21 protein-coding genes are annotated in these 20,803 nt (G+C 59.6%); 15 read left to right on the top strand and 6 right to left on the bottom strand.

The features are described from left to right. Positions 1-2: 2 nt before the first annotated feature. On the bottom strand, positions 3-491 hold the full coding sequence (locus tag AC0Z5Z_RS14695) for a DUF3015 domain-containing protein (RefSeq protein WP_016773112.1): 489 nt from the start codon (positions 489-491) through the stop codon (positions 3-5). A gap of 302 nt (positions 492-793) precedes the next feature. On the opposite strand from AC0Z5Z_RS14695, the gene AC0Z5Z_RS14690 reads away from it, so the two are divergent. Continuing rightward, on the top strand, positions 794-3,232 hold the full coding sequence (locus tag AC0Z5Z_RS14690; protein ID WP_016773113.1) for a Lon protease family protein: 2,439 nt from the start codon (positions 794-796) through the stop codon (positions 3,230-3,232). A 324-nt stretch (positions 3,233-3,556) separates the two neighbouring features. After that, complete coding sequence (locus tag AC0Z5Z_RS14685) at positions 3,557-3,877, top strand: PA4575 family protein (RefSeq protein ID WP_016773114.1); 321 nt, start codon at positions 3,557-3,559, stop codon at positions 3,875-3,877. On the opposite strand, the gene AC0Z5Z_RS14680 is transcribed toward AC0Z5Z_RS14685, so the two are convergent. Beyond that, positions 3,874-5,703 carry a hypothetical protein gene (locus tag AC0Z5Z_RS14680; protein ID WP_485611245.1) on the bottom strand — a complete coding sequence of 610 codons (1,830 nt, stop codon included), beginning with the start codon at positions 5,701-5,703 and terminating at the stop codon, positions 3,874-3,876. The genes AC0Z5Z_RS14685 and AC0Z5Z_RS14680 overlap by 4 nt on opposite strands. Positions 5,704-5,863: 160 nt before the next feature. Here AC0Z5Z_RS14680 and AC0Z5Z_RS14675 point away from each other — a divergent pair, with 160 nt between their 5' ends. The 3 genes from AC0Z5Z_RS14675 to bamJ all read left to right on the top strand — a co-directional run bounded on the left by AC0Z5Z_RS14675 (position 5,864) and on the right by bamJ (position 7,526). Continuing rightward, the gene (locus AC0Z5Z_RS14675; RefSeq protein ID WP_016773116.1) at positions 5,864-6,352 is read left to right on the top strand and encodes a TIGR00645 family protein; all 489 of its coding nucleotides are present in this window, start codon (positions 5,864-5,866) and stop codon (positions 6,350-6,352) included. A gap of 130 nt (positions 6,353-6,482) precedes the next feature. Then, entirely contained in the window at positions 6,483-6,788 is a 306-nt protein-coding gene (locus AC0Z5Z_RS14670; RefSeq protein ID WP_252878921.1) for a DUF6482 family protein, read from the top strand. Positions 6,789-6,908: 120 nt separating this feature from the next. Next, entirely contained in the window at positions 6,909-7,526 is a 618-nt protein-coding gene (gene bamJ / locus AC0Z5Z_RS14665) for a BamJ family beta-barrel-assembly machinery protein (protein WP_039761705.1), read from the top strand. Between the two features lie 139 nt (positions 7,527-7,665). Here the strand turns inward: bamJ and AC0Z5Z_RS14660 are convergent, their stop codons facing one another. From AC0Z5Z_RS14660 to AC0Z5Z_RS14650, 3 genes are all read right to left on the bottom strand, one after another. Continuing rightward, positions 7,666-7,923: a PA4570 family protein gene (locus tag AC0Z5Z_RS14660; RefSeq protein ID WP_016773118.1), complete on the bottom strand. Its 258-nt coding sequence runs from the start codon at positions 7,921-7,923 to the stop codon at positions 7,666-7,668. Between the two features lie 204 nt (positions 7,924-8,127). Continuing rightward, positions 8,128-8,469, bottom strand: a complete 342-nt coding sequence (locus tag AC0Z5Z_RS14655; protein ID WP_016773119.1) for a zinc ribbon domain-containing protein YjdM — start codon at positions 8,467-8,469, stop codon at positions 8,128-8,130. A gap of 181 nt (positions 8,470-8,650) precedes the next feature. After that, the gene (locus tag AC0Z5Z_RS14650; protein WP_016773120.1) at positions 8,651-9,619 is read right to left on the bottom strand and encodes a polyprenyl synthetase family protein; all 969 of its coding nucleotides are present in this window, start codon (positions 9,617-9,619) and stop codon (positions 8,651-8,653) included. A 241-nt stretch (positions 9,620-9,860) separates the two neighbouring features. Between AC0Z5Z_RS14650 and rplU the strand changes: the two genes are divergently transcribed. The 5 genes from rplU to AC0Z5Z_RS14625 all read left to right on the top strand — a co-directional run bounded on the left by rplU (position 9,861) and on the right by AC0Z5Z_RS14625 (position 13,616). After that, positions 9,861-10,172 (top strand): 50S ribosomal protein L21, encoded by a 312-nt coding sequence (gene rplU, locus AC0Z5Z_RS14645; protein ID WP_007924746.1) that lies wholly within the window; start codon positions 9,861-9,863, stop codon positions 10,170-10,172. Positions 10,173-10,207: 35 nt separating this feature from the next. Further along, entirely contained in the window at positions 10,208-10,465 is a 258-nt protein-coding gene (gene rpmA / locus AC0Z5Z_RS14640; protein WP_016773121.1) for a 50S ribosomal protein L27, read from the top strand. Positions 10,466-10,658: 193 nt separating this feature from the next. Beyond that, positions 10,659-11,882, top strand: coding sequence for an Obg family GTPase CgtA (gene cgtA / locus AC0Z5Z_RS14635; RefSeq protein ID WP_016773122.1), 1,224 nt, complete (start codon positions 10,659-10,661; stop codon positions 11,880-11,882). A gap of 137 nt (positions 11,883-12,019) precedes the next feature. Continuing rightward, the gene (gene proB / locus AC0Z5Z_RS14630; RefSeq protein WP_039761700.1) at positions 12,020-13,138 is read left to right on the top strand and encodes a glutamate 5-kinase; all 1,119 of its coding nucleotides are present in this window, start codon (positions 12,020-12,022) and stop codon (positions 13,136-13,138) included. A gap of 10 nt (positions 13,139-13,148) precedes the next feature. Next, positions 13,149-13,616 (top strand): CreA family protein, encoded by a 468-nt coding sequence (locus AC0Z5Z_RS14625; RefSeq protein ID WP_041477794.1) that lies wholly within the window; start codon positions 13,149-13,151, stop codon positions 13,614-13,616. A gap of 185 nt (positions 13,617-13,801) precedes the next feature. Here the strand turns inward: AC0Z5Z_RS14625 and rpsT are convergent, their stop codons facing one another. Next, the gene (rpsT, locus tag AC0Z5Z_RS14620) at positions 13,802-14,074 is read right to left on the bottom strand and encodes a 30S ribosomal protein S20 (RefSeq protein WP_003228351.1); all 273 of its coding nucleotides are present in this window, start codon (positions 14,072-14,074) and stop codon (positions 13,802-13,804) included. 252 nt (positions 14,075-14,326) lie between these two features. Between rpsT and murJ the strand changes: the two genes are divergently transcribed. From murJ to fkpB, 5 genes are all read left to right on the top strand, one after another. Then, positions 14,327-15,865, top strand: coding sequence for a murein biosynthesis integral membrane protein MurJ (gene murJ, locus AC0Z5Z_RS14615; protein ID WP_485611244.1), 1,539 nt, complete (start codon positions 14,327-14,329; stop codon positions 15,863-15,865). Between the two features lie 129 nt (positions 15,866-15,994). Further along, entirely contained in the window at positions 15,995-16,933 is a 939-nt protein-coding gene (gene ribF, locus AC0Z5Z_RS14610) for a bifunctional riboflavin kinase/FAD synthetase (protein ID WP_016773125.1), read from the top strand. Between the two features lie 13 nt (positions 16,934-16,946). After that, the gene (gene ileS / locus AC0Z5Z_RS14605; RefSeq protein ID WP_122693089.1) at positions 16,947-19,778 is read left to right on the top strand and encodes an isoleucine--tRNA ligase; all 2,832 of its coding nucleotides are present in this window, start codon (positions 16,947-16,949) and stop codon (positions 19,776-19,778) included. Continuing rightward, positions 19,771-20,283 carry a signal peptidase II gene (lspA, locus tag AC0Z5Z_RS14600; protein ID WP_323621407.1) on the top strand — a complete coding sequence of 171 codons (513 nt, stop codon included), beginning with the start codon at positions 19,771-19,773 and terminating at the stop codon, positions 20,281-20,283. Before ileS ends, lspA begins: the two co-directional genes overlap by 8 nt. Continuing rightward, on the top strand, positions 20,276-20,728 hold the full coding sequence (gene fkpB, locus AC0Z5Z_RS14595; RefSeq protein WP_122698534.1) for an FKBP-type peptidyl-prolyl cis-trans isomerase: 453 nt from the start codon (positions 20,276-20,278) through the stop codon (positions 20,726-20,728). Before lspA ends, fkpB begins: the two co-directional genes overlap by 8 nt. The last annotated feature ends 75 nt before the right edge of the window (positions 20,729-20,803 follow it).

Below are 20,803 nucleotides of genomic sequence, written 5' to 3'. Positions count from 1 at the left end.
GCTTAAGCCTGAGTTGCGTACTTGGCCAGACGTGGGTCCGATTTCAGTACTGCCAGGGTGTTGGTATGCACGTCTTCAGCGGTCACGTCAGCTTTGCTGAAGATCTGCTGGAAGTGCTCGTGGGTCACTTGCGCGAAGTGCGCACGATCTTCCGGTGCTACGCCCAGGACCACGGCATAAGTGGTCAGCGCTTCGCCATTGCCTTTGGCCATGTCTTCGGACAGCTCGTTCATCATGCCATTCATGGCGAACCATGATTTGCCGCCGTAGGTCAGCGATGCGTTGGTCGAGCAACCGTTGGTGCCGGAAGTCATACCGAACGTGGCGTTACCGGAAGTGCCGTTGGTGGTGGAAGCAAGGAAGTGCGCCGGGGTGCCACGCTGACCTTCGAACAGCATGTTGCCCCAACCGCAATCCGGGCCGCCCGGGGCTTGCGCCATTGCGTTGATGGATACAGCGGTGAAGAGAGTACCGAGAAGAATCCGTTTCATAGCTTTGTTCTCTTTATGTGCATACCAATGGACAGGGTTCTGGCCCTTCGCGCTCTGCCCGAGGACAGAACCGAAAGTGTCAGTGGGCCGGTATTAGTTCCAGCCGCGCAGTTTGGAGTTTAGGCACGTTCCAGCGGTTCCGTGATTTTTTGCAAAATATTTGGAATAAACCTCTGATTTATCGGGATGCGTCGGCCGGCCGCGCGCTTGTCTATGCTTTGTCATGTGGCGCGCCTTGCCAGTGGGGCACGGGCAGCGCCAGAATGCCGCTACCTGCCCCGCCTGATTGTTAAGGAAGCCCGATGCCTGATCCTGTTGCTGCCAGCCTGCGTCTTGCGCCCGAAGCGCTGACTCGTCCGTTTTCCGCTGAACAGTTCAGCTTCACTAGCACCAATGATCTGGAGCCCTTTCGCGGTGTGCTCGGCCAGGAACGCGCGGTCGAAGCCTTGCAGTTCGGTGTGGCGATGCCACGCCCCGGTTACAACGTATTCGTCATGGGCGAGCCCGGCACCGGCCGTTTCTCGTTCGTCAAACGCTACCTGAAAGCCGAAGGCAAGCGCCTGCAGACCCCGGCGGACTGGGTCTACGTCAACAACTTCGATGAACCGCGCGAACCACGTGCACTGGAGCTGCCATCGGGCACGGCGGCCTCGTTCATCGGTGACATCAACGGCCTGATCGACAACTTGCTGGCGACTTTTCCGGCAGTTTTCGAACACCCGTCCTATCAGCAGAAAAAAAGCGCCATCGACCGCGCCTTCAACCAGCGCTACGACAAGGCGCTGGACATCATCGAGCGGCTGGCCCTGGAAAAAGACGTCGCCCTGTACCGCGACAGCAGCAATATCGCCTTCACGCCGATGCTCGACGGCAAGGCCCTGGACGAAGCCGAATTCGCGCAGTTGCCGGAGGCCGAGCGCGAGCGTTTTCACGATGACATTTCCGGCCTCGAAGAGCGCCTGAACGAAGAACTCGCCAGCCTGCCGCAGTGGAAGCGCGAGTCGAACAATCAACTGCGCCACCTCAATGAAGAAACCATCACCCTGGCCTTGCAGCCGTTGCTGGCGCCGCTGTCGGAGAAGTACGCGGAGAACGCCGGGGTCTGCGGTTACCTGCAAGCGATGCAGGTCTACCTGCTGAAAACCGTGGTCGAGCAACTGGTCGACGACAGCAAGACCGACGCCGTCGCGCGCAAGTTGCTGGAAGAACAATACGCACCAAGCCTGGTGGTCGGGCATCCGGCCAGCGGCGGTGCACCGGTGGTATTCGAGCCACATCCGACCTACGAAAACCTGTTCGGCCGCATCGAGTACACCACCGATCAGGGTGCGCTCTACACCACTTACCGGCAGTTGCGTCCGGGTGCGCTGCACCGCGCCAACGGCGGTTTCCTGATTCTTGAAGCGGAAAAAATGCTCAGCGAGCCGTTCGTGTGGGATGCGCTCAAACGCGCCCTGCAATCGCGCAAACTGAAAATGGAATCGCCGCTGGGCGAGATGGGCCGCTTCGCCACCATGACCCTGAATCCGCAGCACATTCCGCTGCAGGTCAAAGTCATCATCATTGGTGCGCGGCAGCTGTATTACACGCTGCAGGATCTCGATCCGGACTTCCAGGAGATGTTCCGCGTTCTGGTCGACTTCGACGAAGACATCCCGATGGTCGACGAAAGCCTCGAGCAGTTCGCCCAGCTCCTGAAGACGCGTACTTCGGAAGAAGGCATGGCGCCGTTGACCGCCGATGCGGTGGCACGATTGGCGACCTACAGCGCACGGCTGGCCGAGCATCAGGGGCGCTTGTCGGCGCGCATTGGCGATCTGTTCCAACTGGTCAGCGAGGCGGATTTCATTCGCCATCTGGCCGGCGATGAAATGACCGACGCCGGCCATATCGAACGCGCCCTGAAAGCCAAGGCCACCCGCACCGGGCGGGTCTCGGCGCGGATTCTCGACGACATGCTCGCCGGAATCATCCTCATCGACACTGACGGTGCAGCAGTCGGCAAGTGCAACGGGCTGACGGTGCTGGAGGTCGGTGATTCGGCGTTCGGCGTGCCGGCGCGGATTTCCGCCACGGTCTATCCGGGCGGCAGCGGTATCGTCGACATCGAACGTGAGGTCAACCTCGGCCAGCCGATTCACTCCAAAGGCGTGATGATCCTCACCGGTTATCTGGGCAGCCGTTACGCCCAGGAATTCCCGCTGGCGATTTCGGCAAGCATTGCGCTCGAGCAGTCGTACGGTTACGTCGACGGCGACAGTGCATCGCTGGGCGAGGCGTGCACGCTGATTTCGGCACTGTCGAAAACCCCGCTCAAGCAATGTTTTGCCATCACCGGTTCGATCAACCAGTTTGGCGAAGTGCAGGCGGTCGGCGGGGTCAACGAGAAGATCGAAGGCTTCTTCCGCCTCTGCGAAGCACGCGGTCTGACCGGCGAGCAGGGCGCGATCATTCCCCAGGCCAACGTCGCCACGCTGATGCTCGATGAGAAAGTCCTCGCCGCCGTGCGCGCCGGCCAGTTCCACGTGTATGCGGTGCGTCAGGCCGATGAGGCGCTGAGCCTGCTGGTGGGCGAGCCGGCCGGAGAGCCGAACGCCGATGGCGAATTCCCCGAAGGCAGCATCAATGCCCGAGTGGTCGAGCGCCTGCGCGATATCGCCGAGATGATCAGCGAAGAGGACTTGAAAGAGGCCGAGAAGGAGCTGGCGCAGGAGGCTCTCGCCGAAGCCAAACCGGCCTGATCAGTTCACGCCAGACCCTGTGGGAGCGAGCCTGCTCGCGAAAGCGCTGTATCAATCGACGAATGAGTTGGCTGATCCATCGTCTTCGCGAGCAGGCTCGCTCCCACAATGCTTTTCCAGATTGATTTCTGCGGGGATCTTCGGGGAATGTGTCACGAGTCTGGCGCCAATATTCACACAATGACCATTCGGCGCCTTCTGGTTCCATTTGGCTTGCGCGGGACACTTTTCTTCTATTCTCAGGTCAAGGATATCGACAGTATCACTGGATCGAGCCAGTCCTCCCATGGGGGCTGAATACCGGCTTTACCGAGGGTCGCCGCCATGTCGCGCAACCTCTGTCTCACCCGTCAATGCCTAGGTCTGGTGACCCGGATCGAATGCGCCGTCAAGCCGTTGGCCGGCGACAACGGCATGTGGACGCTGCTCTTCGCGGCCGGCATGGCCGGCGAACAACCTTCCGCGATCAAAGCCCAAGGCCCTTTTCACGGCCCGGTCGCGGCCGAGTCGATTCTCGACACCATCGTTGAAAGCCTGACCTTGCATGGTTACGAACTGGCCGATGATCCGCAGATCTGGAGCCTGCATCTGCAAGCGCAGTTGCGGCAGATCAACGGCGGCCGTGGGCGCAGCCTCAACGGTTAAGGTGCTGACTGGTCGACCTGCGCCTTGTCGAGCTTGACCTCAAAACCGTATTGCACGGTGGCGAGGTCGGTGCGCTGATAGGTTTCCACGCGAGTCGGGCGACCGTAAAAATAGTGCACGCCGAGTAGCGCCGGGCCTTCTGCACTGGCGTCGTGGCTGACCGAAAGAATCTGCTTGAGGTAGTGGCCACTGTCGTCCTTGACGAAGAAACGCCATTCGTTGGCCGGGAAGGTTTTCAGGTCGACCACCAGCGTGTTGTCCTTGATCGCCAGGCCTTTGGGCAATGACTGCGCGTCGTAGGATTGCTTGACCACAGTCGCCAGAAACAACGGCATCGAACCCACGGCAATCGCCGGGGTTTCCGGAAACAGGTTCAGATCATATGTAATCGTCGCTTGCAGCGGATCGACCTGATACGCCTCGGGCGGCAGTTCGATCGGCTCGTCGAGTTTGCCGCCGCGCTTTTCCGTGAAGAAAGTCACCGGGCTGACGCCGGGATTGAGTTGGTCGCCAAGCAATTCGTCATTGAAGGTGCGGCGGTGGGAAAACTCGATACGCGCCGCGCTCGGCTCTTCCACCGATTGATGAATGCGCACGCCGGCCTTCAATTGTTCCTCGGTCAGGTCCGCGCCTTTGAGCCAGTTGGCGGCGAGATCGTCATACACCACAACTGGCAGGTCCAGCGCCTGCACGGCTTTGGCCGTGGTGTGCGGATTGAAGGTGCGCACCGGCAGGTCCAGGGATTTGCGCGTCACTGTTGCCGAGGAGAAGTCGAGCACACTGACTTCCAGTGTGTCGATCGGGCCGTGGAAATACACCTTGTTGTAGCGGCGCGGGTGTTCTTTCTCGAAGGCTTGCTGTTCGTCGCTGAGCTGTTTTTCCAGGGTGTCGCTCCAGCTCTTCTGCTTCTGTAACTGCGTCAGTTGCTTCTGGTAAAACTCGACCTGCTCCGGGCTTTCGTTGATCGAACCGGCGCGCACCAGGTATTGGCCACTGGCGTCGCGGGCCTGGACGATCAGCGGATTGATCCGGGTTTCGGCGACTTCTGCCGCGAGCGGCAGGCTGTTGCTGACTTCGACCTCGGCGTAGTTTTTTTCCAGCCTGAGCAGTTTGACGCTGAGGTTGTCGTTGCTGCGGGTTTGGCCGACGTCTTTCTGCGTCAGGTCGAAACTGTACAAGCGACGCGGCGCGATGACCTCGACCTGGCCTTGCAGGCTGACCGGTTGTGGCAGGTTTTTTTTGTCGACGTTGAGGCCATCGATGAACGGGTAGGTCACCGTCAGGTCATCGGGGTTGGTCACGTTGGAGCTGGACGGGCTGAGCTGAATGCCGGGGTCGGTCTCCGACCACTCCGGCTGCCAGGCGATCACCCGTTTGTTGCTCAGCGTCACCGAATGCCATTCGATGCCGTGCGGAAACAGAAAACCGCCGGGAATGTTCAGGTTGAACGGGAATACCGGTTGCAGATCGGTCAGGTAATCCGAGCTGGCGTCCTTGTGCAGCACGAACAGGCCGTTGATGAACGTATCGACCAGCGCCTGCGGGGTAGGGTAGTGCTTGAGCACGGCGAGGGCGTCTGCGCCGTATTCGGTATGCGGGGTGATGTCGTCGAGCTTGAGTCGGGCGCGTTCGAGCAACAGCAGCGAACCGCCGAGTTCGGTGATGGCGTCCTTGAGCTTGGGATCGCTGATCGTGTCCAGGGACTGTTCGAAGGTGGCGGTCTTTTCGTCAAGGTTGGCGACTTGTTTTTCATCGCCGGGCGAGCAACCGCCGATGAGCAAGGCGAGGCAGATTCCGGCAGTCGTCAAGGCTGATCGCACATCCATTTCCACGCATCCTGTCCACTGTCATTGGGCTGTCAATGCTTTGGACACTAGCAGAAAAACTTTGTCACACACACGCAGGTGGCGGATTTTCCGGCGGTTTCTGGCTGTCACAGCGGGCTGTTATACTCGCCGCCATTTCCAGCCCCTTGTGTGAGAGTCAATGGAACGCTTTATCGAAAATGCAATGTACGCCACCCGCTGGCTGCTGGCGCCGATCTACATCGGCCTGTCCCTCGGTCTGCTGGCGCTGGCATTGAAGTTCTTCCAGGAAATCATCCATATCCTGCCCAATGTCTTCGCCATGGCCGAATCGGACCTGATTCTGGTGCTGCTGTCGCTGATCGACATGGCGCTGGTGGGTGGTCTGCTGGTAATGGTGATGATTTCCGGTTACGAGAACTTCGTCTCGCAACTGGACATCGACGAAGGCAAAGAGAAGCTCAGCTGGCTGGGCACCATGGACTCGTCGTCGCTGAAGATGAAAGTCGCGGCGTCGATCGTGGCGATTTCTTCGATCCACCTGCTGCGCATCTTCATGGATGCCAAGAACGTCGATCCCGAGCATCTGATGTGGTACGTGATCATTCACATGACGTTTGTGGTGTCCGCGTTTGCCATGGGTTACCTGGACAAGGTCACCAAGCACTGATCAGCCGATCAAGGCAAAAAAACCGCCCGTCTGTTGCGAAACAGACGGGCGGTTTCGTTTGTGGCTTGTGCTTTCAAGCGCACCGGCCTATCCCTGTAACGGTGCGATTCGCCACGTGTGAGGTGCTTCCATGAACCTGCAAGAGTTGAACGCGTTTGCTGTTGCCAGGAAGATCGACGAGTTGAACCTGATCTCCATGGAAGGCGGCATTTACCTGTTGGAAGCGAGGATGCATGGGGCGGCGTATCCGTTGAGCGATCTCAAGGGCAACATGCTGACGCTGCGGTCAGTGGAGCACGCGCGGGATCTGCTGCATGCCTTTCCGGTACTGCCCTTCAATCTTGTGCACACCTCGGTCCATGACGAAATGTGTGGTCTGGTCGGTGACCTCGATGAAAGCCTGAAAGTGCCGCTCGCCTGGCGTTCGGCCCTGTAGCCCCGGCCCCAAGTCCGGGGTATCTGTGCTAGTCTGCTCGCCCTTTTGGTTCCGGGCGCGCCGGGACGCGCTGTGCACGCACGGCAAGTCCTGTGGCCGTCCGCACAGCGGAGCAGTGTCATGTCCGAAGTAAATCTGTCCACCGACGAAACCCGCGTCAGCTACGGTATCGGCCGTCAACTCGGCGACCAGCTGCGCGACAACCCGCCACCGGGTGTCAGCCTGGACGCGATCCTGGCCGGTCTGACCGACGCTTTCGCCGGCAAGCCAAGCCGTGTTGGCCAGGAAGAAATGTCCGCCAGCTTCAAGGTGATCCGCGAGATCATGCAAGCCGAAGCAGCGGCCAAGGCTGAAGCCGCGGCTGGCGAAGGCCTGGCCTTCCTCGCCGAAAACGCCAAGCGTGACGGCATCACCACTCTGGCCTCCGGCCTGCAATTCGAAGTGCTGACTCAGGGCGAAGGCGCCAAGCCGACCCGTGAAGACCAGGTACGTACGCATTACCACGGCACCCTGATCGACGGCACTGTGTTCGACAGCTCCTACGAGCGCGGCCAGCCTGCAGAATTCCCGGTTGGCGGCGTGATCGCTGGCTGGACCGAAGCCCTGCAACTGATGAATGCCGGCAGCAAATGGCGCCTGTACGTGCCGAGCGAACTGGCTTACGGCGCACAAGGCGTGGGCAGCATCCCGCCGCACAGCGTTCTGGTATTCGACGTCGAGCTGCTGGACGTTCTGTAATACCGAGCCTGCCTAGATGGCGGGCTAAAAAATGTGGGAGCGAGCTCGCTCGCGAAGGCGGTTTTTCAGTCGACTCATTCGTTGACTGATTTATCGCTTTCGCGAGCAAGCTCGCTCCCACAGGTTTTTTTAATGCTGCTCATATTTCGATCTTGTTGTGCAGCTCATTGGTCGGGCGCAACGCCCGGGCATAGCAGAACAGGAACAGATTGCGCACCAGCTCCTTGAGCACCAGCGGCTCGCTGGAGTTGAGGCTGCTGACGTCCAGATCACCTTGATCCTGCAGCTCATGCAAGGCTTCTTCTTCAAGCACCGCACAGACTTCGCCGGTTTCTCGATGGAGGATTCTGAGGTACGGGTGTGGGCGATCCAGCCAGGCGTCGATCAAATAAGTCATGGGTCTCATCTCCTTGAAAGGTTTCAATGAGAATAATTCTTATTCATTAAATAGCAAGTGCCTATTGGCGGATCGTGGATTTTTCCGGGTAAAGGTTGTGTCAGGTCAAAATGGCTGGCTGATGGCCATGCGCGAATTCATTGAGCTGGAGCGGGGAGGGCAAAGCTCCATCCCACGACTGGCGCGGGATGGCTGACGCAAGGCTCAGACTTTTCTGACGAACTCGGATTTGAGCTTCATCGGGCCGATGCCGTCGATCTTGCAGTCGATGTCATGATCGCCGTCGCACAGGCGGATGTTCTTGACCTTGGTGCCGACCTTGACCACCAGCGACGTGCCTTTGACCTTGAGGTCCTTGATCACGGTGATGGTGTCGCCGTCCTGCAGGACGTTGCCGACCGAATCTTTCTTCACGGCATCATCGGCCGCCACTTCGGCTTCGCCGCTGGCAGACCACTCGTGGGCGCACTCGGGGCAGACCAGTTGGGTGCCGTCTTCGTAGGTATACTCGGAATTGCATTTCGGGCAGGGTGGCAACGTGCTCACTAAGGTTCCTTGGGTATCAGGAGGACTAAAGGGCGCACATTGTATAGGGTTTTACGCGGAGGAGGGCATAGCGCAGAAACAACTGTGGGAGCGAGCCTGCTCGCGAAAGCGCTGTGTCAGTCAACATTGAGTCGATTGGCAGATTGCTTTCGCGAGCAGGCTCGCTCCCACAGGGGATGAATCAGTGCGTGCGGGCGACCGCGAACTCGCTCAGTTCCACCAGCGCATCGCGGTATTCGCTGGCCGGCAGCGCCTCCAGGCACTTGATCGCGCGGGCCACGTAATCGCGGGCCAGTTGCGCGGTGTACTCCAGCGAGCCGGACGCTTCGACGGCGATGCGGATGCTTTCCAGGTCTTCGATCCCGCCTTTCTGGATCGCCTGACGCACCAGTGCCGCCTGCTCGGCCGTACCTTCGCGCATGGTGTAGATCAGCGGCAGGGTCGGTTTGCCTTCGGCCAGATCGTCGCCGACGTTCTTGCCCAGGGTTTCCGCGTCGCCTTTATAGTCGAGCAAGTCATCAACCAGCTGGAACGCCACACCCAGGTGATCGCCGAACGTGCGCAGGGCTTCGCTCTGCTCGGCGGTCGCACCAGCCAGGGCGGCGGCGCTGTGGGTCGACGCTTCGAAGAGCATTGCGGTCTTGCCGCGGATGACTTCCATGTAGGTTTCTTCGCTGGTGCTGGCGTCACGCACCTTGGACAGCTGCAACACTTCGCCTTCAGCGATGATGCGCGTGGCCTGGGAGAGAATCTTCATCACCGGCATCGAGCCCAGTTCGACCATCATTTCGAACGAGCGCGAATACAGGAAGTCGCCGACCAGCACGCTCGGGGCATTGCCCCACATGGCGTTGGCGGTCGAGCGGCCACGGCGCATGCCGGACATGTCGACGACGTCGTCATGCAGCAAGGTCGCGGTGTGCAGGAATTCGATGGTGGCGGCCAGCAGGCGCATGTCGTCGCCTTCGCGACCCAGGGCCTTGCCACACAGCAACACTAATAAAGGACGCAGGCGTTTGCCGCCGGCCGACGTGATGTAATCGCCGATTTTCGATACCAGCGGCACTCGAGACGTCAGCTGCTTCTTGATGATGCCGTCGACGGCGCTAAAATCGTCCGCCACCGCGCGGTAGAAAGCTTGGGGTTGCATCAGCGAGAGTCGCTCCAGAAGGGTTGCGCGGCATGCTAGGACCCCCGTCCAGACCTGTCAAGGCGCGATGGACGGCCACTTGCGCGAGGCAGATTGCTTGCGTACAATCGCGCACCCTGAACTTCCTGGGCAGCACCTGCCTTACGCAATTGCACTTGGGCCGTTCCAGCCCCATGCAGCCATGCCAGCCAATACCTCTTCTTATAAAGAGCTGGGTGAGCAGGATTATCGGAGAAATACCATGTACGCAGTAATCGTTACCGGCGGTAAGCAATACAAGGTCGCTGAAGGTGAATACCTGAAGATCGAAAAACTGGAAATCGCTACTGGCGAATCCGTGACTTTTGATCGCGTTCTGCTGGTCGCCAATGGCGACGACGTGAACATCGGCGCACCAGTTGTTGCTGGCGCAACCGTCAAGGCTGAAGTGATCTCCCAAGGTCGTCACGATAAAGTCCGCATCATCAAGTTCCGTCGCCGTAAGCACCACATGAAGCGTATGGGCCACCGCCAGTGGTTCACCGAGATCAAAATCACCGGTATTCAGGCTTAATTACAGCCTAATTCCTCACTAGGAGAATTGAACTCATGGCACACAAAAAAGCTGGTGGTAGTACCCGTAACGGTCGCGACTCAGAAGCCAAACGCCTTGGCGTGAAGATGTATGGCGGCCAGGTCATCAAGGCCGGCAACATCATCGTGCGTCAGCGCGGCACCCAATTCCACGCTGGCTACGGCGTTGGCATGGGCAAGGATCACACTCTCTTCGCTAAAATCGAAGGCGTGATCAAGTTCGAAGTAAAGGGCGCCTTCGGTCGTCGTTACGTGAGCGTAATCGCGGCTTAATCGCGAGATCGCTGGAGAAGCCCTGTCTTGCGACGGGGCTTTTTCGTTTGTGGGGTGAGTCTCTTGCAAAGCTGTTTGTATGGGCTGTCGGCGTGCGATGCAGGTCGTGTCTTGGGGTCGCTGCGCTCATTTTTGCAAGAGTCTTATGTCTTGATTGTTTTTCGGCTCGTCCGTACGGCGAGAGGCGTTGGTTATGAAGTTTGTTGATGAAGTATCGATTCGCGTAAAGGCCGGTGACGGTGGCAACGGTGCCATGAGTTTCCGCCGGGAAAAATTCATTGAAAACGGCGGCCCGAACGGCGGTGATGGCGGTGACGGCGGTTCTATCTACATGATGGCCGACGAAAACCTCAATACCCTGGTCGACTACCGTTACACCCGTCACTTCGATGCCGAGCGTGGCTCCAACGGTGGCAGCACCGACTGCACCGGCAAGAAGGGCGAAGACCTGATCCTGCGCGTGCCGGTCGGCACTACCGTGATCGACTCCGCCACCCAGGAAGTCATCGGCGACCTGACCAAGGCTGGTCAGAAACTGATGGTAGTCCAGGGCGGCTGGCACGGTCTGGGCAACACCCGTTTCAAATCCAGTACCAACCGTGCGCCGCGTCAGACTACGCCAGGCAAGCCGGGCGAGCAGCGTGACCTGAAACTGGAAATGAAAGTGCTGGCCGACGTCGGTCTGCTGGGCTTGCCGAACGCCGGTAAAAGTACCTTTATCCGTTCGGTCTCGGCCGCCAAGCCGAAAGTCGCCGACTACCCGTTCACCACACTGGTGCCGAACCTGGGTGTGGTCAGCGTCGATCGCTGGAAAAGCTTCGTCATTGCCGACATTCCGGGCTTGATCGAAGGCGCTTCCGATGGTGCCGGCCTGGGTATTCGCTTCCTCAAGCACCTGGCGCGTACGCGTCTGCTGCTGCACCTCGTCGACATGGCGCCGCTGGATGATTCCAGTGCTCCGGACGCAGCTGAAGTGATCGTCAACGAGCTGATCAAGTTCAGCCCGTCGCTGGCCGAGCGTGATCGCTGGCTGGTGCTGAACAAGTGCGATCAGATCCTTGAAGAAGAGCACGATGCTCGCGTCAAGGAAATCGTCGATCGCCTGGAATGGACTGGTCCGGTGTACGTGATCTCGGCCATCGCCAAGATCGGTACCGAGCGTCTGTGCCACGACATCATGCGTTACATGGAAGACCGTGCCGATCGCCTCGCCGCAGACCCTGCGTACAAGGAAGAGCTGGCCGATCTCGATCAGCGCATCGAAGACGAAGCCCGTGCGCAGTTGCAGGCGCTGGACGACAAGCGTGCCCTGCGTCGCAGTGGCGTGAAGTCGGTCCATGACATCGGCGACGATGACTGGGACGAAGAAGATGTGGATGACGAAGACGGTCCGGAAATCATTTACGTGCGTGACTGATCCGTTGCGATAAACTTGAACGCCGCTCAATCGAGCGGCGTTTTAGTATCCGGAAATCGATCGTTGGTCAGCAATCGCCACGATTAACGTCACGGGCAGTGCCAGGTCGCGCTGCCCTCAAGCTAAGGTTGAAGATGATGCGGAGCAAGGTGACAGGTGCGCAGCGTTGGGTCGTGAAGATCGGCAGCGCTTTGCTGACAGCTGACGGCAAAGGGCTGGATCGCGCGGCAATGAGTGTCTGGGTCGAGCAGATGGTGGCGCTGCATGAGGCGGGCGTCGAGCTGGTGCTGGTGTCCTCCGGGGCGGTAGCGGCCGGCATGAGTCGCTTGGGCTGGACCGCACGACCCAGTGCCATGCACGAGCTCCAGGCGGCCGCTGCAATCGGTCAGATGGGGTTGGTGCAGGCGTGGGAGTCGAGCTTCGCCGAGCATGGCCGGCACACTGCACAGATTCTCCTGACCCACGACGACCTGTCCGACCGCAAGCGCTACCTCAATGCCCGAAGCACCTTGCGTGCACTGGTCGAGCTGAAAGTCATTCCGGTGATCAACGAAAACGACACTGTGGTCACCGATGAAATCCGTTTCGGCGACAACGACACGCTGGCGGCGCTGGTGGCCAATCTGGTCGAGGCCGATCTGCTGGTGATCCTCACTGATCGCGACGGCATGTTCGACGCTGATCCGCGCAACAATCCCGATGCGCAGCTGATTTATGAAGCGCGCGCCGATGATCCGACGCTCGATGCGGTTGCAGGCGGTACCGGTGGTGCGCTGGGGCGCGGCGGCATGCAGACCAAGTTGCGTGCGGCACGCCTGGCAGCGCGTTCCGGTGCGCACACCATCATCGTCGGCGGGCGGCTTGAGCGTGTGCTCGATCGCCTGAAGGCGGGCGAGCGCATTGGCACGCTGCTATCGCCGGAGCGTGGCATGCTCGCGGCGCGCAAGCAGTGGCTGGCCGGTCATCTGCAAACCCGTGGCACTCTCGTGCTGGATGAGGGGGCGGTGTCGGCGTTGTCCAAGGGCAACAAAAGTCTGCTGCCGGTGGGGGTGAAACTGGTTCAGGGCAGTTTCCGTCGCGGTGAGATGGTCGTCTGTGTGGCGCCGGACGGTCGGGAGATCGCTCGGGGTCTGGCCAATTACAGCGCTCTGGAAGCGCAAAAAATCATCGGTCAGTCGTCGGATGCGATTGTCGGTTTGCTCGGTTACATGGCGGAGCCGGAACTGGTTCACCGTGACAACCTGATTCTGGTCTAAGGAAAATTCGATGCGTGTAGCGAAAGGATTGTTGGGCCTGCTGATGGCCATGCCATTGCTGGTCTCGGCCGAGGAAATCGGTCAGGTGTCGACGGTGTTCAAGTTTGTCGGGCCGAATGACCGGATCGTGGTCGAGGCCTTCGACGATCCGAAAGTCGAGGGCGTGACCTGCTACCTGTCTCGCGCCAAGACCGGCGGAGTGAAGGGTGGTCTGGGTCTGGCCGAGGATCGTGCCGAAGCCTCGATTGCCTGTCGTCAGGTCGGGCCGATCAAGTTCAAGGGTGAGTTGAAGGACGGCGACGAGGTGTTCAAGGAGCGCACCTCGCTGGTGTTCAAGACCATGCAGGTGGTGCGTTTCCTCGACAAGAAGCGCAACACGCTGGTGTATCTGGTCTACAGCGATCGCTTGATCGAGGGTAGTCCGCAGAATGCGGTCACGGCCATCCCGATCCTGCCGTGGGTGCCGGTCCAGCAATAAGCGCCACCAATCCGAACTGTGGGGGCGAGCCTGCTCGCGAAGAGGTCATGTCGGTCGATAGAAATATCAACTGGCAGATCGCATTCGCAAGCGGGCTCGCTCCCACAGTTTTTTTGCCTGTAGCTTGTTAAATCACAGGCAATAAAAAACCGACCCTGAGGTCGGTTTTTTAATGACTACGTCGATTAAGCGGCTTCTTTCAGCGCTTTGACGTGGCCATTCAGACGGCTCTTATGACGAGCAGCCTTGTTCTTGTGGATGATGCCTTTATCGGCCATACGGTCGATAACTGGCACAGCCAGAACGTATGCAGCTTGAGCTTTTTCAGCGTCTTTTGCGTCGATGGCCTTAACTACATTCTTGATGTAGGTACGAACCATGGAACGCAGGCTGGCGTTGTGGCTGCGACGCTTCTCAGCCTGTTTTGCACGTTTTTTGGCGGAAGGTGAGTTGGCCACCGTCGAGCTCCTCGAAAGACTTTTTAGGAAATAGCAAACAAAATAGGCCGCGAATCATGCCGATGAAGACTTGTCTTGTCAAGGGCACTTGAATCGTTCCGCTAAGTGGTAGGTATAAAGAGGCGGGATATTTATTTCCGGCGCTTGACCTGTAAACTCGCGAGCTTTGGCTCTGTGCTGTTGCGGCGCGGAGTATCGCACAAGTAGGCGCATTGTTCGCCTGCTGTTTATCGACAGGCACAAACTCTCTCAATGAATCTGCTCAAATCGTTGGCCGCCGTCAGCTCTATCACGATGCTTTCCCGGATTCTGGGTTTTGTTCGTGACACGCTGATCGCGCGGACATTCGGCGCCGGGATGGCCACGGATGCCTTCTTTATTGCTTTCAAACTGCCCAACCTGCTGCGGCGCATCTTTGCCGAAGGGGCTTTCTCCCAGGCGTTCGTGCCGATCCTGGCCGAATATAAAAGCCAGCATGGCGAAGAGGCGACGCGCACCTTCATTGCCTATGTATCGGGCCTGTTGACGCTGGTGTTGGCGGTTGTGACTGCACTGGGCATGATCGCCGCCCCCTGGGTGATCTGGGCCACGGCGCCCGGTTTTACCGATACCCCGGAAAAATTCCAGCTCACCTCCGATCTGTTGCGGGTGACCTTTCCTTATATATTGCTGATCTCGCTGTCGTCGCTGGCCGGCGCGATTCTGAATACCTGGAACCGCTTCTCGGTGCCGGCCTTCGTACCGACTCTGCTCAACGTCAGCATGATCGTGTTTTCGCTGTTCCTCACGCCGTATTTCGATCCGCCGGTCATGGCTCTCGGCTGGGCGGTGCTGGTAGGTGGTCTGGCGCAGTTGCTGTATCAGCTGCCGCACCTGAAAAAGATCGGCATGCTCGTGCTACCACGCCTGAACCTGCGCGACAGCGGCGTGTGGCGGGTGATGAAGCAGATGCTGCCGGCGATTCTCGGCGTGTCGGTCAGTCAGATTTCGCTGATCATCAACACCATCTTCGCCTCGTTTCTGGTCGCAGGTTCGGTGTCGTGGATGTATTACGCCGACCGCTTGATGGAATTGCCGTCGGGCGTATTGGGCGTGGCGCTCGGCACGATTCTTCTGCCAACGCTGGCCAAGACCTACGCCAGCAAGGATCGCCACGAATACTCGCGGATCCTCGATTGGGGGCTGCGCCTGTGCTTTGTGCTGGTGTTGCCGTGCGCGCTGGCACTGGGGATTCTTGCCGAGCCGCTGACTGTTTCGTTGTTCCAGTACGGTCAGTTCAGTGGCTTTGATGCCGAGATGACCCAGCGTGCACTGATTGCCTATTCGGTCGGCCTGCTCGGGATTATCGTGATCAAAGTGCTGGCGCCGGGCTTTTATGCGCAACAGAACATTCGCACCCCGGTGAAAATCGCAATTTTCACGCTGGTCTGCACGCAGTTGTTCAACCTGGCGCTGATCGGGCCGCTGGCCCACGCCGGCCTTGCCTTGGCGATCAGTGCCGGTGCTTGCCTGAACGCCGGGCTGCTGTTCTACCAACTGCGCAAGCAAAAGATGTATCAACCGCAACCGGGCTGGGGCAAATTCGGCTTCAAGCTGGTCGTTGCGGTGACCGTGATGTCGGCGGTGTTGCTGGCCGGCATGCATTTCATGCCCGCCTGGGATGAGGGCCATATGCTTGAGCGCTTCTTGCGCCTGGGCGCGCTGGTGGTTGCTGGCGTGGTGGCCTATTTCGGTATGTTGTTGCTGTTGGGTTTCCGCCTGCGCGACTTCAATCGCAAGGCCTTGAGCTGAGGTTTCAGCCTTCATGAGCAGGCATGGGCCGGCGGTTTTGTCGGCTCGTTCACTTTGCGTTACGGTGTTGCCTGTCGTCGGCCGTCGGGTGTGGTTATAATCGACCACTTTATGAGCAAGAAGCGCGTTATGCAGCTGGTTCGAGGCCTCCACAACTTGCGCCCCCAGCATCGGGGCTGCGTCGCCACTATTGGCAACTTTGACGGTGTTCACCGTGGTCACCAGGCTATCCTGGCCCGGCTGCGTGAGCGTGCGCTTGAGTTGGGCGTACCCAGCTGCGTGGTGATTTTCGAGCCGCAGCCACGGGAGTTCTTTGCCCCCGACACCGCACCGGCACGTCTGGCGCGGTTGCGCGACAAGCTGCAATTGCTGGCCGCTGAAGGCGTCGACCGGGTGTTGTGCCTGGCTTTCAACCAGCGGCTGAGCAAGCTCAGCGCCAGTGAATTCGTCGATACCATTCTGGTCGATGGCCTTGGCGTGCAGCATCTGGAGGTCGGTGACGATTTCCGTTTCGGTTGCGACCGCCTCGGCGATTTCGATTTTCTGATGCAGGCCGGGCAGGTTCACGGTTTCACCGTCGAAGCGGCGCAAACCGTCGAGCTGGACGGCATTCGCGTCAGCAGCACGCAGGTGCGCAACGCCTTGGCTGCGGCCGATTTTGCCTTGGCCGAACGCTTGCTCGGCCGTCCGTACCGCATCGCCGGTCGCGTGCTGCATGGGCAGAAACTGGCCCGGCAACTGGGCACGCCCACTGCCAACATTCAACTCAAGCGTCGTCGCGTGCCGTTCACCGGGGTCTATCTGGTGAATGTCGACATCGACGGCAAGACCTGGCCCGGCGTCGCCAATATCGGCGTGCGCCCCACGGTGCAAGGAGATGGCAAAGCCCACCTCGAGGTCCATCTGTTAGATTTTGCCGGCGATCTGTATGACCGGCGTTTGACGGTGGTTTTCCACCAAAAGCTGCGTGAAGAGCAGCGCTTCGCCTCTCTGGAGGCATTGAAAACGGCGATCAATGCGGATGTCGCCACCGCCCGTGCACTAGCCGCACCTAGCGCCCATCGCTAATGAAGAGCCTTAAATGACCGACTATAAAGCCACGCTAAACCTTCCGGACACCGCCTTCCCAATGAAGGCCGGCCTGCCACAGCGCGAACCGCAGATCCTGCAGCGCTGGGACAGTATTGGCCTGTACGGAAAGTTGCGCGAGATTGGCAAGGATCGTCCGAAGTTCGTCCTGCACGACGGCCCTCCGTACGCCAACGGCACGATCCACATCGGTCACGCACTGAACAAGATTCTCAAGGACATGATCATCCGCTCGAAAACCCTGTCGGGTTTCGACGCGCCGTATGTCCCGGGCTGGGATTGCCACGGCTTGCCGATCGAGCACAAGGTGGAAGTGACCCACGGCAAGAACCTCGGCGCGGATAAGACCCGCGAGCTGTGCCGCGCCTACGCCACCGAGCAGATCGAAGGGCAGAAGTCCGAGTTCATCCGTCTCGGCGTGCTGGGCGACTTCGCCAATCCGTACAAGACCATGGATTTCAAGAACGAGGCCGGTGAAATCCGCGCCCTCGCCGAAATCGTCAAGGGTGGTTTTGTCTTCAAGGGCCTCAAGCCGGTGAACTGGTGCTTCGATTGCGGTTCGGCTCTGGCTGAAGCGGAAGTCGAGTACGAGAACAAGAAGTCCTCGACCATCGACGTTGCGTTCCCGATCGCCGACGAAGCCAAACTGGCTGCGGCCTTCGGTCTGGCCTCGCTGAGCAAACCTGCTGCGATCGTGATCTGGACCACCACCCCGTGGACCATCCCGGCCAACCAGGCGCTGAACGTGCACCCGGAATTCAACTACGCCCTGGTCGATATCGGCGACAAGCTGCTGGTGCTGGCTGAAGAGCTGGTCGAAGCCTGCCTGGCGCGCTATGGCGTGCAAGGTTCGGTCATCGCCACCACCACCGGTAAAGAGCTGGAGCTGATCAACTTCCGTCACCCGTTCTACGATCGTCTGTCGCCGGTGTACCTGGCTGACTACGTCGAACTGGGCGCAGGCACCGGCGTGGTTCACTCCGCCCCGGCCTATGGCGTGGACGACTTCGTGACCTGCAAGAAATACGGCATGGTCAACGACGACATCCTCAACCCGGTACAGAGCAACGGCGTGTACGTGCCGTCGCTGGAATTCTTCGGCGGCCAGTTCATCTGGAAGGCCAACCCGGCCATCGTCGAAAAACTGACCGAAGTCGGTGCGCTGATGCACACCACCGTCATCGAACACAGCTACATGCACTGCTGGCGCCACAAGACCCCGCTGATCTACCGCGCTACTGCGCAGTGGTTCATCGGCATGGACAAGGAGCCAACCAGCGGCGACACCCTGCGCGTGCGCTCGCTCAAAGCCATCGAAGACACCAAGTTCGTTCCGGCCTGGGGCCAGGCGCGCCTGCACTCGATGATCGCCAATCGTCCGGACTGGTGCATCTCGCGTCAGCGCAACTGGGGCGTGCCGATCCCGTTCTTCCTCAACAAGGAAAGCGGCGAGCTGCATCCACGCACCGTCGAGCTGATGGAAGAAGTCGCCAAACGCGTTGAAGTCGAAGGCATCGAAGCCTGGTTCAAACTCGACGCCGCCGAACTGCTCGGTGATGAAGCGCCGCAATACGACAAGATCAGCGACACCCTCGACGTCTGGTTCGACTCCGGCACCACGCACTGGCACGTCCTGCGCGGTTCGCACCCGATGGGCCACGAGAGCGGCCCGCGTGCCGACCTGTACCTGGAAGGTTCCGACCAGCACCGTGGCTGGTTCCACTCGTCGTTGCTGACCGGTTGCGCCATCGACAACCACGCACCGTATCGCGAACTGCTGACGCATGGCTTCACCGTCGACGAGTCCGGCCGCAAGATGTCCAAGTCGCTGAAAAACGTGATTGAGCCGAAGAAGATCAACGATACGCTGGGCGCCGACATCATGCGTCTTTGGGTCGCGTCGACCGACTACTCTGGCGAAATCGCTGTGTCGGATCAGATCCTGACCCGCAGCGCCGATGCCTATCGTCGTATCCGTAACACCGCGCGCTTCCTGCTTTCCAACCTGACCGGTTTCAACCCGGCCACCGACCTGCTGCCGGCCGAAGACATGCTGGCGCTGGATCGCTGGGCGGTGGATCGTACGCTGTTGCTGCAACGCGAGTTGCAAGAGCACTACGGCGAATACCGTTTCTGGAACGTGTACTCGAAGATCCACAACTTCTGCGTGCAGGAGCTGGGCGGTTTCTACCTCGACATCATCAAGGACCGCCAGTACACCACCGGTGCCGACAGCAAGGCCCGTCGCTCGTGCCAGACCGCGCTGTTCCACATCTCCGAGGCGCTGGTGCGCTGGATCGCGCCGATCCTCGCCTTCACTGCCGACGAGCTGTGGCAATACCTGCCGGGCGAGCGTAACGAGTCGGTCATGCTCAACACCTGGTACGAAGGCCTGACCGAGCTGCCGGAAGGCTTCGAGCTGGGTCGCGCCTACTGGGATCGCATCATGGAAGTGAAAGTCGCGGTCAACAAAGAGATGGAAATCCAGCGTGCGGCGAAAGCCGTCGGTGGCAACCTGCAGGCCGAAGTGACGCTGTTTGCCGAAGAGGCGCTGAGCGCCGACCTGGCCAAGCTGAGCAACGAGCTGCGCTTTGTCCTGATCACCTCGACTGCCAGCGTCGCGCCATTCGTTCAGGCTCCGGCCGATGCAGTGGCCACCGAAGTCAGCGGTCTGAAACTGAAGATCGTCAAATCGGCGTTCCCGAAATGCGCGCGGTGCTGGCATTGCCGCGAAGACGTCGGCGTGAACCCGGAGCATCCGGAAATCTGCGGTCGTTGCGTCGACAACATCAGCGGTGCTGGCGAGGTTCGTCACTATGCCTGATGCCATTGGCCGTTTCGGACGGCTGAGCTGGCTGTGGTTGAGCCTGCTGGTCCTGGTCATTGACCAGGCCAGCAAGTTCTACTTCGAAGCCAGGCTCGAAATGTTCCAGCAGATCGTGATCATTCCCGATCTGTTCAGCTGGACGCTGGCCTACAACACTGGCGCTGCTTTCAGCTTCCTCGCCGACAGCTCGGGCTGGCAGCGCTGGCTGTTTGCGCTGATCGCCATTGTCGTCAGTGCCGTGCTGGTGGTCTGGCTCAAGCGTTTGGGTCGCAACGAAACCTGGCTGGCCGTCGCCCTGGCACTGGTGCTGGGTGGCGCGCTGGGCAACCTGTATGACCGCATTGCCCTGGGCCATGTGATCGACTTCATTCTGGTGCACTGGCAGAACCGCTGGTATTTCCCGGCGTTCAACATTGCCGACAGCGCGATCACCGTTGGCGCGATCATGCTGGCACTGGACATGTTCAAATCGAAGAAAACCGAAGAGGCTGCTCATGACTGAACCGCTATCGACTGAGCAACGCATCGGCCAGAACACCGAAGTCACCCTGCACTTTGCCTTGCGCCTGGAAAACGGTGACACCGTCGACAGTACCTTCGACAAGGCCCCGGCGACGTTCAAGGTCGGCGATGGCAACCTGCTGCCGGGCTTCGAAGCCGCACTGTTCGGCTTCAAGGCCGGCGACAAGCGCACCCTGACCGTCGAGCCGGAAAACGCTTTCGGTCAGCCGAACCCGCAGAACGTGCAGACCATCCCGCGTTCGCAGTTCAACGACATGGAGTTGTCACCGGGTCTGCTGGTGATCTTCAACGATGCGGCCAATACTGAATTGCCAGGTGTGGTGAAGGAATTCGATGACACGCAAGTGACCGTCGACTTCAACCACCCGCTGGCCGGCAAGACGCTGACCTTTGACGTGGAAATCATTTCCGTCAAAGCGATCTAAAAATGCAGGAGTGAGCTTCTGTGGCGAGGGGATTCATCCCCGCTGGGGTGCGAAGCGCCCCCAGACCAGTCAACG

This window comes from Pseudomonas sp. 1L-E-NC-VB-C3, from assembly GCF_057291535.1.
This window is presented reverse-complemented; position numbering and strand designations above follow the sequence as displayed.

Coding starts and splice junctions, on each gene's coding strand:
- rplU (WP_007924746.1), top strand. CDS start 9,861: ATGTACGCAGTAATCGTTACCGGCGGTAAGCAATACAAGGTCGCTGAA.
- AC0Z5Z_RS14650 (WP_016773120.1), bottom strand. CDS start 9,619: ATGCAACCCCAAGCTTTCTACCGCGCGGTGGCGGACGATTTTAGCGCC.
- bamJ (WP_039761705.1), top strand. CDS start 6,909: ATGTCCGAAGTAAATCTGTCCACCGACGAAACCCGCGTCAGCTACGGT.
- AC0Z5Z_RS14625 (WP_041477794.1), top strand. CDS start 13,149: ATGCGTGTAGCGAAAGGATTGTTGGGCCTGCTGATGGCCATGCCATTG.
- AC0Z5Z_RS14695 (WP_016773112.1), bottom strand. CDS start 491: ATGAAACGGATTCTTCTCGGTACTCTCTTCACCGCTGTATCCATCAAC.
- ileS (WP_122693089.1), top strand. CDS start 16,947: ATGACCGACTATAAAGCCACGCTAAACCTTCCGGACACCGCCTTCCCA.
- cgtA (WP_016773122.1), top strand. CDS start 10,659: ATGAAGTTTGTTGATGAAGTATCGATTCGCGTAAAGGCCGGTGACGGT.
- proB (WP_039761700.1), top strand. CDS start 12,020: ATGCGGAGCAAGGTGACAGGTGCGCAGCGTTGGGTCGTGAAGATCGGC.
- AC0Z5Z_RS14685 (WP_016773114.1), top strand. CDS start 3,557: ATGTCGCGCAACCTCTGTCTCACCCGTCAATGCCTAGGTCTGGTGACC.
- murJ (WP_485611244.1), top strand. CDS start 14,327: ATGAATCTGCTCAAATCGTTGGCCGCCGTCAGCTCTATCACGATGCTT.
- ribF (WP_016773125.1), top strand. CDS start 15,995: ATGCAGCTGGTTCGAGGCCTCCACAACTTGCGCCCCCAGCATCGGGGC.
- AC0Z5Z_RS14670 (WP_252878921.1), top strand. CDS start 6,483: ATGAACCTGCAAGAGTTGAACGCGTTTGCTGTTGCCAGGAAGATCGAC.
- AC0Z5Z_RS14675 (WP_016773116.1), top strand. CDS start 5,864: ATGGAACGCTTTATCGAAAATGCAATGTACGCCACCCGCTGGCTGCTG.
- fkpB (WP_122698534.1), top strand. CDS start 20,276: ATGACTGAACCGCTATCGACTGAGCAACGCATCGGCCAGAACACCGAA.
- lspA (WP_323621407.1), top strand. CDS start 19,771: ATGCCTGATGCCATTGGCCGTTTCGGACGGCTGAGCTGGCTGTGGTTG.
- AC0Z5Z_RS14660 (WP_016773118.1), bottom strand. CDS start 7,923: ATGACTTATTTGATCGACGCCTGGCTGGATCGCCCACACCCGTACCTC.
- AC0Z5Z_RS14680 (WP_485611245.1), bottom strand. CDS start 5,703: ATGGATGTGCGATCAGCCTTGACGACTGCCGGAATCTGCCTCGCCTTG.
- AC0Z5Z_RS14690 (WP_016773113.1), top strand. CDS start 794: ATGCCTGATCCTGTTGCTGCCAGCCTGCGTCTTGCGCCCGAAGCGCTG.
- rpmA (WP_016773121.1), top strand. CDS start 10,208: ATGGCACACAAAAAAGCTGGTGGTAGTACCCGTAACGGTCGCGACTCA.